This is a genomic window from Pedobacter sp. MC2016-24 (assembly GCF_015223055.1).
Classification (GTDB): Bacteria; Bacteroidota; Bacteroidia; order Sphingobacteriales; family Sphingobacteriaceae; genus Pedobacter.
This window is the reverse complement of record NZ_JADFBX010000013.1, coordinates 121,553-136,930: the sequence shown is the minus strand read 5'-3', so window position 1 is coordinate 136,930 and position 15,378 is coordinate 121,553. Positions and strand designations below refer to the sequence as shown.

The following is a 15,378-nucleotide window of genomic DNA, read 5'->3' as shown; positions in this document are numbered from 1 at the left end:
AAACCTTTGGTTTTAACATAAATTTTAACACCTTAGTTGTACAAAGTACACGAAGTAAACGCTTATACTTGGCTTATTTAAGGAATTTTCATGGAAGAACTAAACGATAAATCGAAAGATATCAATGATATAATCAGTTTTGAAGCAGCAGAGGAGCAAATACAGCACTTAAATAATCCTGTCGCGGCCTTAAAACCTATTGTTAAAAAATACCTGAATACGGTGCAAAAATCAGCACAGGATGGAAATAAATTCTATTTCAGTGATGGTGACGCCAGAGTGGAGGTCCGCGTGGTTAGTGATGAGATCATCCGTGTCAGACTAGCACCCCATGGTGTTTTTTTAGATGACTTTTCTTACGCTGTACCCACAGTTGACCAGAAGGTAACCACCTTTAAGATGGAAGAACATCCGGAGTATTATGCCATTTCTACGAATACCATTACCTGTAATGTCCGTAAGAGTGATTTTAATGTTTCTTTTGTGGACAACCATACGCAAATGGTGATGAGCGAAGATGCTTCACCGATGCACTGGGAGGAAAATGTGGAGTTTGGTGGTTACTACGTTTTTGCCACAAAAAAATGCCAGGCTGAAGAGAATTTCTTTGGTTTAGGTGATAAGTCAGGAAATATGAACCTGAGAGGTCGTCATTTCCAGAATTGGAATACTGATGCCTATTCGTTTGGCTGGGATCAGGATCCTTTGTACCGGACCATTCCTTTTTATGTCGGTGTGCACAATCAGGCGGCATATGGTATATTCTTTGACAACACCTTCAGATCGTATTTTGATTTTGGAAAAGAAGACAATGCCAAGACCAGCTTTTGGGCTGATGGTGGCGAATTGCAATATTATTATATCCATGGTCCGCATATGATTGATGTGGTTAAACGTTATCAAAGTTTAACAGGTACACATCCCATGCCGCCAAAATGGGCCTTAGGCTATCATCAATGCCGCTGGAGTTATTACCCGGAGAAAAAGGTGAAAGAGATTGCCGATGGTTTCAGATCCAGAAATATCCCTTGTGATGCCATTTACCTGGACATCGACTATATGGACGGTTACCGATGCTTCACCTGGAATAAGAATTATTTCCCTGATCCTAAAAGAATGATCAAAGAGTTGGCCAATGATGGCTTTAAAACTGTGGTTATGATTGACCCTGGAATTAAGGTAGATGACAACTATTGGGTTTTTAAAGAAGGGAAAGAAAACAATTACTTCTGCAGAAGAAGCGACGATTACTTCATGGAAGGACATGTTTGGCCAGGTCGTTGCCAGTTTCCTGATTTTACCAATCCAACGGTAAGGGAGTGGTGGGGTAACCTCTATAAGGAACTGGTAGATATTGGCGTGGCTGGCGTATGGAACGATATGAATGAACCTGCAGTATTTGGTTCAGGCACTTTCCCGAATGATGTAAGACACAATTACGATGGTTATAGAGGATCGCACCGTAAAGCACATAATGTTTACGGGATGCAAATGGTCCGCTCTACTTATGACGGACTCAAAAAACTGATGCGGAACAAGCGTCCTTTCACCATTACGCGCGCAGGATATTCTGGCATGCAGCGTTACGGATGTGTGTGGACTGGGGACAATGTGGCCACCTGGGAACATTTAAAAATCGGCAATATTCAATGCCAGAGGATGTCTGTTTCTGGTGTGCCTTTTTGTGGTACAGATATCGGCGGCTTTAGCGGAGAACCGGATGGAGAGTTGTTTACCCGCTGGATCCAACTCGGTACTTTTTCTCCTTTTATGCGTGCCCACTCAGCAGGTGATACTGCGGAACGCGAACCCTGGAGTTTCGGCGAACCATATACCAGCATCAACAGAACTTATATTGAATTGCGTTACCGCCTGATGCCTTATCTGTACTCGGTATTCTGGGAGCACCACCGTTATGGTTTCCCGATTGTGAGGCCGTTGGTAATGCTGGAGCAGGAAAATGTAGGCAATGGTTTCCGTCAGGATGAATTTACCTTTGGGGATAAAATCCTGGTATGCCCGGTATTGGAACAGGGAGCAACTTCCCGGATGGTATATTTACCAAAAGGTAAGTGGTTCAATTTGTGGACACATGAAATACTGGATGGAGAAAGTGAGCACAACGTTGCAGCGCCAATAGAGCGGATGCCATTATTCGTGCGCGCCGGATCGGTGATCCCTGAATATCCGGTGATGCAGTATGTAGGTGAAATTCATGTCGAAGAAGTAATGCTCAACGTATACTATTCCGATTACGAGGTAAACTCTTTCTTATTTGAAGATCACGGCGATACATTTGCTTATGAACAGGATATCTATTCGGAGAAGAAATTTAGCGTTAGAGGAACCCAATATCTGTTGACAATAGAACAGAGCATTACCGGGTTGTACACCCCAAATTATGAATTGTACAATTACAATGTAATTGGTGTACCTTTCAACGTGAATAAAATAACTGTCGACGATAAGGATGTTACCGATTATCACATCGATGAACGCAATTGTTTGCGCTTTAAATCAAATAAAAACTTCACCACTATTAAAATATATAACTAATGGAAGTGCTTGCCCATAGCTTATTCAGTGATTTTGACATTTCCTTATTTGTTTCAGGCAAGCATTTTAGGCTATATGAAAAGTTTGGTGCCCACTTAATCAAGGTAGACCAAACTGCCGGTGTATATTTTGCGGTCTGGGCACCTAATGCCCAGGCTGTACGTGTCATTGGCGACTTTAACGACTGGAATCATACTGTCCACCCTTTAAACAAAAGAATGGATGAGTCCGGAATCTGGGAAGGATTTATTCCTCATGTAGCTAAAGGAGCCATTTACAAATACCTGATCAGAGGTTTTGAAGGGGTTGAGGTTGAAAAAGGAGACCCCTATGCAACACGCTGGGAGCATCCTCCAAAAACCGCTTCTATAGTATGGGATAATGATTTCAGCTGGAAAGATAAGGTATGGTTGAACAGGCGTCCGAAAGTAAATGCATTGGACAAACCCATGTCCGTGTATGAACTGCATCTGGGATCCTGGCAACGTGATCCAAGTGAACCAAAACGGGTACTGACCTACAAAGAGATTGCCAATAGCCTGATTCCCTATGTTCTGGATATGGGTTTTACCCATGTAGAGTTTATGCCGGTTATGGAATATCCCTACTTTCCATCCTGGGGTTATCAGATTACAGGATATTTTGCTGCCAGCTCCAGACATGGTACACCACAGGAACTGATGTACCTGATCAATGAACTGCATAAAAATGATATTGCTGTCATTCTGGATTGGGTACCTTCACATTTTCCTGGAGATGCGCATGGTTTATATCATTTTGATGGTACGCATCTTTATGAGCATTCTGACATGAGAAAGGGCTTTCACCCCGATTGGAAGTCCTATATTTTCAATTACGATCGAAATGAAGTCCGCTCTTTTTTAATCAGTAATGCCCTGTATTGGCTGGATAAATTCCATATCGACGGATTAAGGGTAGATGCAGTAGCCTCTATGCTTTATTTCGATTTTTCCCGCAAAGCTGAAGAAGCCGCAACAAATGAATTTGGGGGGAGTGAAAATCTTGGTGCCATCCAATTTCTTAAAGATCTTAATATTGCCGTTTATGGGAATTATGAAGGTGTACATACCATTGCAGAAGAGAGCAGTACTTATCCTTTTGTCACCCGGCCTGTGCATGATGGCGGACTGGGCTTTGGCATGAAATGGATGATGGGTTGGATGAACGATACTTTAAAGTATTTTAAAAACGATCCCATCAACCGCCGGTATCATCATTACCTGCTTACTTTTAGCATTACCTACGCCTTTACAGAGAATTTTATGCTGCCTTTTTCACATGACGAGGTGGTGCATGGAAAATCATCTATGATTTATAAAATGCCAGGTGATGAATGGCAGAAGTTTGCCAATCTCCGTGTGTTATATGCTTATATGTTTACACATCCCGGCACTAAGCTGTTATTTATGGGTAATGAGTTTGCACAAACACATGAGTGGGATTTTAAAAACTCTCTGGACTGGCACTTGCTGGAACACCCACCGCATTTGGGTATGCAAAAAACTGTGCGTGCCATCAATAAGCTTTACAAAGCTGAACCTGCTTTGTACGAACTCGGATTTTCGTATGAAGGATTTGAATGGATAGATGCGGATGATTCTAAACACTCCATCTACAGTTACGTTAGAAAATCCCGTAAAACAAAAGATACATTGATCGTGGTATTGAATCTTACACCTGTTTACCGGGAAGGGTACCGGATTGGGTTACCTTTTAAAGGCAAATGGAAAGAAATTTTCAATACAGATGCAAAGGATTTCTTTGGCAGTGGTAAACTCAATAAAAAGCCCATTTCATCAGAAAAGATCTCTTGTAATGGCCGGGAGCACTCCTTGTTGCTCAATGTGCCACCTTTGGCCGTTACGGTATTAAAACAAAGCAAATAGTTAATTAAGGCCTTTTTCTTTTGCTGAGCATAAAGTATCCGGCAAAAGTTAAGAGGACAATGCCTGCAGCGATCATATAATTACGGACAGGGTTGCCGGCTGGTTGTAAACTGATCTGCTGGTCATAACCCGTGTAAATCAAAGCGTCCCAGTAATAAGGAAGGTAGTTCTGCGAGGCTTGATTTTTATCATCGAGCCAATCCAGTTTAGACTGGTGTAATGCCTTGCTGACCGTTAGTCCAGCAATGATATTTTGGTAGCAGCCTCTGGTAATGACCGAGGCTGCCTCATCATTCACATTCCATAAAGCAGCGATGGTTCCACCAGTCCCCAGGGCAGTAAAGCCCCGGCTTAAGCTGAGCAGTCCTTCTCCTGCCGCCATTTCCCCATCGGCAGTCCGGCAGGCACTCAACACCACAAGTTCAGGTGCACTTTCCCTTGCTGCAAGTTCAAACAAGTAGACTGCTCCGTCTTCCAAGGCAAGTGTAGGTTCCTGTTGTAAGCCTGACAGGTAAGCATGGGTGCTGATGTGAAGTACCTGGGCGCGATTAAAAGCTTTGTGAAACTGTTTCGAGTTTGCCTGCTGGTCCGCATAGAAATTCCCCCTGATTAATTTGCTAATGGCTTTTTCTTCTTTCGCTACAGCGGGAATAAACTGTTTGTCCTTACCTTTATGCGTCAGGAATATGCCTTCAAAATTGGTTTGGGAGCCGTGTCCTTTTGTCGATTGCCTTAACCAGGTCTGTATAGAAAAGGCATACGAAACATTTGCTTTTTTGATCAGAAAAGGCCAGGCCCTTATTTCTGGCGTATAATTGCCCCCTGTAATCAGTCCGTCAAAGGACAAATGACTCAAAGCATCGTCTGCAATTAACACCAGGTTAGCCATGGTATCTATGGGTAGGGCAGCAAGTAAGGTCTGGTAAATCAATTGTGACTGTTCGAAAAAAGTTCTTGGATCATTCATCATCGCCATGGCTCCATGTTGATAATACTTTTCGCTAAAATTGGTGATCGTGGTTTTAATCCATTTTGCCCTGGTATTCTTATGGATATGTCTGATGCGTTTGTTTTTAACCAAAATGGAATAAAGATTGTCCTGTCCGGTGAAAAACTCGATAAAGTTCGCATTTTTAGGTAATTTCTCCAGGCCAGCTCCTGTACTGATCAGCTCATGACCCGAACTGGATAGAGCAGGATATTTTGTGCTGAGTTCTTTTTCCAGATAATCCAATTTGAATTTGAGTGTGCTGATGAGGTTTTGTATTTTGGGCTGATCCTGTTGGTTTTGCATAAGTTCTCTTTCATGGTAGGAAATTGCCCGTTCTAAGGTCGTTCTCTCTGCAAACAGGGGGTCTTTGGTTTGTAAACTAAATTGCTGTTGATTGCTTTGAATTTCATCCAGTAAGGTCCTGGCTCTGGCGTGTTCTGCTATATCCAGAAGCATTTCTGCATAGGCATATTGACCTGTTTCTTCGAGCAGTTTAAAGGCGAGGTCTACCGCCTTAGCAGCAATGAGCTTTGATTCTGCCTGAAAGCGTTGTTTGGTCTTTACATCGGCCAGTTCAAAACGAATCTGATCGGCAGCTAAGAGTGAGAAGCGAATGCTTTTAAAGGCTTGTGTGTTTTTGTTCAACAGTTGTTCTGCCAATGATTTTTGATAAAATACCTCTACAAGTCTATTGTCTCCAAACAGGTCTTTAGTTTCATTTTCTTGAATACCGAGGGTATGCAGTGTCTGATTGAAATAGTTGAGCGCCAGCTTCGCTTTTCCCTGAGCAAGTTTAACTTTTCCCATTTGAGTGAAAACGTACGCTTGTTCCCTTAATCTTTTACCCTGGTAATGGACCTGGTTAATTGAATTTGCCTGCTCATAGTACTGTTGGGCCAAAACAAAGTTGTGCTGGCCAAACTGTATATCTCCTGCAGTAACATAAGTGCTGAGTAACCAGTAAGCGGTTTCGAAATCAGGCTTTATCTTTTTAAATCTTAAAAGATTTCTGGAAATGATATGTGCCGCCCGATCAAATTCATTTTTGTCCTTATAAATATCCGCCAGAACATTATCCAACAGAATGTTTTCCTTCGCGCTGGGCTTTATTTGTGTTAAAGCCTTAAAAATGGACGATTCTGCAAGGGCATAATCTCCCATTGACCGGTAAGAAATTGCCATGTTGTTATAAACGGATACCAGCAAATCAACATCACCAATTCGTTTTGCGTATTCCAGTGTCTTTTTCTGTATAAACAGTGCCTTCTCGTAATCGCCTAACCTTGTGTAATTATTGGCCCAGGGTTTCAATACATAGTCGGCAACACCGGCTACTTCCAGTTTGTTAGCCAGGTAGTAGTTGTAGGCCTGTTCGTAACAATTGATAGATTTTAAGATATTACCAGCATACAATTGGTTATAGCCCTGGTTACTGAGCAACATCAACCAGGCTTCCTGCTCAGCCACAGAACCTGGTTTTCGCCACATTTCTTTTTCGGTATCCATCAAAAAGGAAAGATGGGTAGTCGGATTCTGATAGCTGAAATCAATTCTGGCATAGATCCAATCTTCCAGTTTATTCTGGCTTTTAAGGATTTGAAGCGTCTTTTCAATACCTGACATGGATACATCCTTTCCCTGCGATCTTGCCGCAGGCAAAAGTGAAAAATGAATCAGCAGTACAAAAAGGCTAAACCTGGCAAACTTCATTACATCCTGTTTTAGCTAAAGTAAAGCTTTTTAGCTAAAATTTCCAGGTCAGGTAGGTTATTAGCCGATTTGACGAGCCCTGAGCCGTATATAAATACCGGAAACCTAATGATGGGCCTACATGCACCTTGCCCACCTGTATGTCGGCAAAGAATGTATTTTGAAAATCTTTTAAACGGTAACTTTTCTTATCGTAAGTCTGTGATGCGCTTAGTTCAGTTTGAACGCCGGCGGCATTTACAATCTGATAAACAGTTTCTTTAGCTGGACTTACCTGCTTATCGATGTCAAGGGCTACCAGGGTACCTACACCAGCTCCGATATATTTGTTGAAATTATACCTCAGCTGTAAGGGGACAATGTTGATGGTGGTGACTTTAATCCGGACGGAACTATCTGCATACTTAACCCGTCCTTCCTGCTGTTTACCATCCACCATAACCGGTACCAGACGCCCGTCTCCAAGTGTATGGCTGATGTGGTATTCTTTTTCTGCAAAGGTGCTCATATAAAGTTCAACCTGCCAGTAATAGCGATGTGGTGCATAGGGAGCCAGGCTTAGGCCGAAGGTTAAGTTTTTTTGCCCTGAATAGGGTGTATTTCCATTTCCAAAAGGGAACCCATATCCGGCAATGATTCCGGGAGATAAACCCATCTTGTATCTGCCAGCAGCACGATTGGTGTAAATGGGTTCGTTCTTGTCAAATACAATGGCTGCGCCACTTTTAAAAGGTAGCTTTTTAGGTTTATCTTTAAACCCGATTTTATACTCAATAAAGCCCATCGTAGAATCCGGGTCATTGACACCCTTTTGCTGTAAGCCAGGTAAGTAGATATTTTTAAAGATAAAATGCAGGCTATCTGTCGTGCTGATTGTATCCAGACAGCTTTGGTTCGCGTATGCCGAATCACAGGAACGCAATTTTGGTTTAGAGTCGATAATTTGTACCGAATTTTTATCCAGTACCCCCGAGATGGCAACGCCTACATCTACTTTTTTTGCCGGACCTTTACCTGTATTCTGGAATCGGACTTTATAGCTGAGCTTTCTGTTTTTTCCGGTGAAGCGATAATTCATCCTGCTGTGTCTCAACATCATTTTATTCGGATCGTGCGAAGCTACGATTTGTAATTCCATAGTGAAAAATTCTGTAGCAACCAGGGGATTGTCTGGAATAAACATTCCTGTGAGCTTAACCACAGCATTTGTATCTTTGATCATCTCCGGTGTGGTTTTCAGCTCCAGGAAGAGAAATTTTTCCTGTCCCGTTTTCAGGTTCTCAAATTTCCAGGCTTCAGCTTTTCTAAAGGCCTCCATACTTGATTTGATCAGTGCGCTTCCTTTTTCATCGACTACAATGTTATTGAAATCTTCCTGATTGGGTCCGTTTAAACTGGCCAGGAATGGAGGAGTCGATTGACCATGTTTTAGCGCTGCAATTGTGCTGTACTTATCCATACTGGTCTTCTTTTCCTGGTTGTATAGCCTGGCCTCAACCAATTCAAAATTATCCTTATTGAACTCCTTGTCATTGTAAAGAATGGCTATTGTTCCGTTTAAGGCTGGCGTTCCGTTTTCAGCTTTGTTTCTATAACCCAACACCAGCATCATGTCTTCGCTAGGCTTAGGCATGCAATTGGTTTTAAGTTCGATATTACCTTTGGATTTAAAAAAATCTGGTTGTTGATTTGAAGCCAGTACTGGTCTGCTCGTTCCTGGCTTTAGTGGTTTTGGCCGGGTAGGCGGACGCTTGCCGTCGTCATAACTGTTCGTTGCAAACAGCCTTGCCTGATATAGGATACTATCGGGATAAACATGTTGAGGTTCTTTCTCAAAAGAAAATTGTCCATCGCCAAATTCCCAGAAATAGGTATAAAAAGGCTCTGGTGCACCTGCAATTTGTCTTAAGGGACGTAAAACAGAACTGAACTGAACTACATTGTTTTCAATCTTATAATTCACAATTGCTGGTATGGTGTCTGCCGGAACAATTCCAATAGGATGGGGCTTAGCCGTGCTGTTTTTTATTTGGGCAAACGAGGCACTGAAAATGCAAAACTGTAAACAAGAAAATCCTGCTATAAATAGTAGGGCCTGGGGTAGCTTTTTCTTCATCTTGTGGATTTGTGGTGGCTGTAAGAAAATATTGCTCTGGTTATTTGTTAATAAAAATAACAATATATTTCATTGAAATATAATTTATTTTAAGGGTGTCAAAACCATTGGGAGCCATGTCAATCACAAAACAGCAAAGCCTGATTCAGGCCTTGCTGTTTTGTGATTTTTGGAACACTTAGTAATTGTCAAGACTATTAATGGCGGCCTGTACTGCAGCTTCGGTAGTTTCCGCTAAAGTCAGCACCACATTTTGATTTGCACTGATGGTTGTTTCCTGTGCTGCATAATAATACCTGCCGTCTTTGATGGAGAAGGCCAGCATACGTCCTTCAGATCCTATGGGCATCATGTTGTCATAGCTTTTTACTTTGTTGGTTCCGTTAGGCGTGTATAGTTGTGCCGCTACGTTGCTGCCTTTAGCACAAAAGAACACAAATGTTTCTCCGCCGAAAGCACGGAAGCTTGCCATGGTTCCAGGGTTATTCTGTACCTCAACGGTTACTGTTGTTTTGGGATTGTTAAAGTTGTAAAATACATCGCAGTTGATCCAGCCTAAACTACCGAAGTCAAATGTAAAGGCGTCTTGTGTAGGCTGAACCTCCTTCATCCCAACACCATTGGCTTGTCTTGGTGCCGCCCAGGCCATCTGGTTGCCGGCATCGGCCTGCAGCGGTTGATTTTGCTGATCTACGCCAACCCAAAGTTGTGTGGCGCCGGTTCTTTTTGCCGGAATCGAGATTTTTACCGGAATGGCCAGGTTCTGATCTACGCTGCTGCCATTGGTTTTCACATCTATAAAGATAAAACCATCTGAAGATAAGGGTGCCCCCGTTGCATGATTGGTATTTGCTCCGGTAAAAAGTACAGTACTTCTTTTCAAAACTTCATAAGCTTCGACGGTTACGTTGCCGCTTACCGGAGTACCGCCTTTGGTTAAAGAGCCTATAGGAAATACAATCTTAGAACCGCCGGCGAGGGTAATGGTTTGCGGTAATGCCGAGGCGTTGATCTGGATGCTTTGTTTTTGTGCACCAAATTTTGCTGTAAATTCTTTACTGCTGTTTGCGGTGTTCCCATTTGGATCGCTGTCTTTTTTACAAGCGGTTGTGAAGCTTAATAGTGCGATCATTACTAGTGCTGGGATGGAGTTAAATTTTTTCATGATGATATCGTTTTAAAAATGCTTACTCTTTTAGGGCTTTTCAGCGTTCGCCATCTGTGGATTCATACAGATATCAAGGCGCTGTTTCTTTTGTTACCCCCATGATGAAAACTTTTTTATCAGCTCGGATTTACGTGCTCGCGAATCCAAATGAAAACCATACACAAAACAGGAATAATTATATTCCAATGAAAATAAATTATAAATTAGTATTGTTATTCTTTACAATAACCAGCTTACATGGTCAAAAAAACACATGCAGATCAGCGCTACATCATTGGTTTGGTAAATAACGATACGGCAGTGATTAATGAAATTTACACACGCTGTGCCGGAAAAATCAAATCCTGGATTGTATTTAACAATGGGACAGCAGATGATGCCGCAGATGTTTTTCAGGAAGCACTGATGGATGTTTACAGACAAGGTAAATACAAATCACTGGAACTGAGTTGTCCTTTTGAACCTTTTTTACTTTTAATCTGCAAGCGTAAATGGTTAAATGAAATCAAAAAAAAATCAATTTTACCGGTAACAAATCAGGAGGAGGATTTATTACATATCGGAGAAGATACTTTTGCACATGCAGACGAGCTTGAAAACCAGGCACAGCAATCCAAAATCTTTTTGGAGGCTTTCGGGAAACTGGGAGAACGCTGTAAGGAGATCATCACCTGGAGTATGAAGGGCGAAGCTCAGGAAAAGGTAGCAGAGGCTTTAGGGGTTACGTATGGGTACCTGAGGAAGAAGAAATCAGAATGTATGGCTTCACTGATGAAAATGGTTCAATTGATTAAAATAGCAGAATAATGATAAGCAACGAGGATAAATTACTGAAAGTAGCCCGTTACCTGGAAGGGGATATGGAGCCCGAAGAGCAGATCGGCTTTGAGCAGACGCTTGCTGCGGATGAGGAATTGCAAAAGCTTGTTGCCGATTACCGTGACCTGCATCAGACTTTAAAAATGCATTTGGCCCCATCCCAATCTGATCAGGAAGTCAATGAAAAACTCAGGAATCTAAACGATCAATATTTTAAAAGCAGGAAAACAGCCCGGATCATACCATTTGTTCAGTATCTGAAATGGGGGAGTGCGGCTGCGGTACTGATCATTGGCTTATTTGTCTGGGCACCATGGAATGCAGATTTATACGAGAAATATGCAGTTAAAAAAGAAATGTCTGTCGCTGAACGTGGTGATGGTAACGACAATGAGCTGCAAAAAGCTGCTGAATTTTACAATCAAAAGAATTTTACTGCCGCGGTAACGCTGTTGAAAAAAGAATATCAAAAGGATTCCGGTAATGCTTTGGTTGCCTATTATTATGGTTTGACTTTAACCGAGATCAACAAGCCTGGTGAAGCCATACCTGTGCTGGAAAAACTTTATGCTGGTGAATCTGTATTTAAATACGATGCGGCCTATGGCATTGCACTCAGCCATTTGAAGCAAGGGAACACATTATCAGCCATAACCTGGTTGTCTAAAGTTCCGGAAAGCAATGGCAATTACGCGAAGGCGCAAGAACTGATTCAAAAATTGAAATAAATAAAAAGGCAGCGGTTAGGCTGCCTTCTTATTTAAACATTATTTGCTTGGCAAGCCGCGATACTTCTGCATCGCTGCGATATTGGGATCATGTCCCCTGAAATCTCTAAACATTTTTCCATAGTCTTCTGTATTTCCTTTAGACAAGATCATATCCCGGAAACGCTGCCCGTTTGCACGTGTTAAACCACCGTTTTCTTCAAACCAGGAAAAAGCATCATGATCCAGCATTTCGGTCCACAGATAAGCATAATAGCCTGCGCCATAGCCACCACCCCAGATGTGGGAGAAATAACTCGAACGGTAACGTGGCGGTACGTAGGACAAGCTCAAACCTGTTTTTTTCAAGGCTGATGTTTCAAACTGATCTGCATCTTGTAAGGGTTCTGATGCCGATAACTTATGCCATTGCATATCCAATGTTGCTGCGGCTAAAAGCTCTGTCAGGGCATAACCTTGATTGAAGCCTGCTGCCTTTTTTATTTTATCAACCAATACCTGTGGCATGGCTTGTCCTGTGCTGTAATGAATTGCATAATTTTTAAATACAGCAGGATCAACTGCCCAATGTTCATTAAACTGAGAAGGGAATTCTACAAAATCCCGTGCAACATTGGTCCCTGACAAACTCGGATACTGCTGGTTGGCAAAAAAGCCGTGTAATGCATGGCCAAACTCATGGAACATGGTGGTTACATCATCAAAGCTAATCAAGGCGGGTTGTCCACCAACGGGCTTGGTGAAATTGCATACGTTAAAAATCACAGGTTTGGTACCAAATAATTTAGACTGTCCAACCATGTTATCCATCCAGGCCCCACCATTTTTATTGTCGCGCTTAAAAAAGTCGCCATAAAATAAGCCCATAGCCGATCCGTCTTGATCAAACAGTTCAAACACCTTCACATCTTTGTGGTAAACCGGCAAATCTGTTCTTTCTTTGAATGTAATGCCGTACAATTGCGTTGCGGCATAGAAAACGCCGTTTTTCAGCACGTTATTCAATTCGAAATAAGGTTTGATCTCATTCTCATTTAAATCGTATTTCGCCTTGCGTACCTGCTCTGCATAGTAATTCCAATCGTAAGGCTCCAGCTGAAAGCCACCTTTTTGCTGGTCAATCAGGGTTTGGATTTCTTTAGCTTCTGCATTGGCACGTGCCGTAGCAGAAGGAACCAGTTTAGCAAAAAATGACGCAACTGCTTCGGGTGTTTTCGCCATTTGATCCTGCAACTTCCAGCTTGCATAATTGGCAAAACCCATTAGTTTGGCTTTATCGGCGCGGATTTTGGCAATTTGTACAATGGTTTTTCGGGTGTCGTTGCTGTCGTTCTTTTCAGCCCTGTTCCACGATGCTTCAAATAATTTCTGTCGGGTGCTGCGATCAGATAAGCTTTGTAAATCGGGTTGTTGCGTCGTGTTTTGTAAAACAATCTGCCATTTTCCATCCAGCTTATTCCTGCCAGCAGCTTCGGCGGCTGCCGCAACTTCGCCTTCAGACAAACCTTTTAGCGCTTCTTTGTCGGCTACCACCAATGCGCCAGACTTGGTTGCTGCCAGTAACTGGTTTGAAAATTTAGCACTCAAAGAAGCTTCCTGCTCATTTAATTTTTTAAGATTTCCTTTATCTGCTTCAGATAATTTAGCCCCGGCGAGCACAAACTTCTGGTAATAGTATTCGATCAGGCGGCTGGATTCAGCATCAGTTTTTAATTTTGTGCGCTCGTTATATATGGACTCAATTCTTTTAAACAGTTTCGCATTCAGATAAATCGCATCCTGATGGGCAGCTTCCTTTGGTGCGGTTGCTTCTTGTACTTTCTGAAGTTCAGGATTGGTGTTTGCACTGGTTAACAAGCCAAATACACGCTGCACCCGGCCCAGCATTTGTCCGCTGCGCTCCATCGCCACAATGGTGTTTTCAAATGTTGCTGCAGCCGGATCATTCGCTATTTTTTCCATTTCCTCCAGTTGTATCCGCATGCCTTCTTCAAGAGCAGGTTCAAAATCAGCGTCTTTAATATTACTGAAATCGGCAACCTGATAAGGCAACTTACTCTCATTTAGAAAAGGATTGTCCTTAGTGATTTTCAGTTGTTCTGTTGCAGTTTTTTTATTGCTGTTGGTGCAGGATGCAAGAATGGCCAGCATCGCGACTAGCGGTAACTTAAAAGTTGGTTTCATTCGAATCATAGTTTTTGTTAAATCTAAGATACATAAATTAAAAGAGGTTGTGGACACACTGTGGTGTTATTGTAGCGCCGCAGGAATCAGATAAGCCGGTACGCTGAAATACCACACGTTTCAGCTGGAAGAAAAAGGCATAAAAAAAAGGCAGAATGTGAAACATCCTGCCTTTCCCGATTAACGGTTTTATTATTTTAAAGTTCCGTAATATTCAACAAATTTGGCTAAAGCATTTGAATAACCCCATTCGTTATCATACCATGAAACCACTTTAACGAAGTTGTCGTTCAATGAAATACCAGCTTTTGCATCAAAGATTGAAGCGTGTGGATCACCGATGAAGTCAGAAGAAACCACTTCGTCTTCAGTATAAGCCAATACGCCTTTTAATTCACCTTCAGAAGCAGCTTTCATTGCTTTTTTAACATCTTCATAAGTTGCAGGTTTTTCTAAACGTACAGTTAAGTCAACCACTGAAACGTCAGCTACAGGAACGCGGAAAGACATACCTGTCAATTTACCTTTCAATTCAGGAAGCACTAAACCTACTGCTTTTGCAGCACCAGTTGAGGAAGGGATGATGTTAGAGAAACCACCACGGCCACCTCTCCAGTCTTTAGCCGAAGGACCATCAACAGTTTTTTGTGTTGCAGTTACCGCGTGGATCGTACTCATTAAGCCTTCAACAATACCGAAATTGTCGTTTAATACTTTAGCAATTGGCGCCAGACAGTTTGTGGTACAAGAAGCATTAGAAACGATCGTTTGATCAGCAGTCAGTTTCTCATGGTTTACACCCATTACATAAGTAGGGGTATCGTCTTTTGCCGGAGCAGAGAATACTACTCTTTTAGCACCTGCAGCAAGGTGTTTTTCACCATCGGCTTTAGTTAAGAAAAGACCAGTAGATTCAATTACAGTTTCTACACCAACTTCATCCCATTTCAGGTTTGCCGGGTCTCTTTCCGCAGTAATACGGATGGTTTTACCGTTAACCACTAAATGTCCGTCAACTACTTCAATCGTTCCGTCAAAACGGCCATGCGTAGAATCATATTTTAACATATAAGCCATGTAATCCGGCTCAACAAGGTCATTAATTGCAACAATGTCTAATCCTCTTTTTAAAGCAGCTCTGAAAACCAGTCTGCCAATACGGCCAAAGCCGTTTATTCCAATTTTGCTCATCTTAATTT

The 15,378-nt window shown here is 42.1% G+C and carries 9 protein-coding genes; 4 read left to right on the top strand and 5 right to left on the bottom strand.

The window, feature by feature from the left end; translation table 11 throughout:
- The first annotated feature begins 90 nt into the window (after positions 1–90).
- On the top strand, positions 91–2,556 hold the full coding sequence (locus IM797_RS22595; RefSeq protein ID WP_194129466.1) for a glycoside hydrolase family 31 protein: 2,466 nt from the start codon (positions 91–93) through the stop codon (positions 2,554–2,556).
- Positions 2,556–4,463, top strand: coding sequence for a 1,4-alpha-glucan branching protein GlgB (gene glgB / locus IM797_RS22590; protein ID WP_194129465.1), 1,908 nt, complete (start codon positions 2,556–2,558; stop codon positions 4,461–4,463). Before IM797_RS22595 ends, glgB begins: the two co-directional genes overlap by 1 nt.
- A gap of 4 nt (positions 4,464–4,467) precedes the next feature.
- On the opposite strand, the gene IM797_RS22585 is transcribed toward glgB, so the two are convergent.
- From IM797_RS22585 to IM797_RS22575, 3 genes are all read right to left on the bottom strand, one after another.
- On the bottom strand, positions 4,468–7,164 hold the full coding sequence (locus IM797_RS22585) for a CHAT domain-containing protein (protein ID WP_194129464.1): 2,697 nt from the start codon (positions 7,162–7,164) through the stop codon (positions 4,468–4,470).
- 34 nt (positions 7,165–7,198) lie between these two features.
- The gene (locus IM797_RS28465; protein ID WP_228099052.1) at positions 7,199–9,280 is read right to left on the bottom strand and encodes a PKD domain-containing protein; all 2,082 of its coding nucleotides are present in this window, start codon (positions 9,278–9,280) and stop codon (positions 7,199–7,201) included.
- Positions 9,281–9,458: 178 nt separating this feature from the next.
- A complete protein-coding gene (locus IM797_RS22575) occupies positions 9,459–10,445 on the bottom strand; it encodes a hypothetical protein (RefSeq protein WP_194129463.1) in 987 nt (328 codons plus the stop codon).
- A gap of 240 nt (positions 10,446–10,685) precedes the next feature.
- Here IM797_RS22575 and IM797_RS22570 point away from each other — a divergent pair, with 240 nt between their 5' ends.
- On the top strand, positions 10,686–11,255 hold the full coding sequence (locus tag IM797_RS22570; protein WP_194129462.1) for an RNA polymerase sigma factor: 570 nt from the start codon (positions 10,686–10,688) through the stop codon (positions 11,253–11,255).
- A complete protein-coding gene (locus IM797_RS22565; RefSeq protein ID WP_194129461.1) occupies positions 11,255–11,995 on the top strand; it encodes a hypothetical protein in 741 nt (246 codons plus the stop codon). The genes IM797_RS22570 and IM797_RS22565 overlap by 1 nt, the downstream gene beginning before the upstream one ends.
- 39 nt (positions 11,996–12,034) lie before the next feature.
- On the opposite strand, the gene dcp is transcribed toward IM797_RS22565, so the two are convergent.
- Positions 12,035–14,179: a peptidyl-dipeptidase Dcp gene (gene dcp, locus IM797_RS22560; RefSeq protein ID WP_194129460.1), complete on the bottom strand. Its 2,145-nt coding sequence runs from the start codon at positions 14,177–14,179 to the stop codon at positions 12,035–12,037.
- Positions 14,180–14,371: 192 nt separating this feature from the next.
- Positions 14,372–15,370 (bottom strand): type I glyceraldehyde-3-phosphate dehydrogenase, encoded by a 999-nt coding sequence (gene gap / locus IM797_RS22555; protein ID WP_194129459.1) that lies wholly within the window; start codon positions 15,368–15,370, stop codon positions 14,372–14,374.
- Positions 15,371–15,378: the final 8 nt, after the last annotated feature.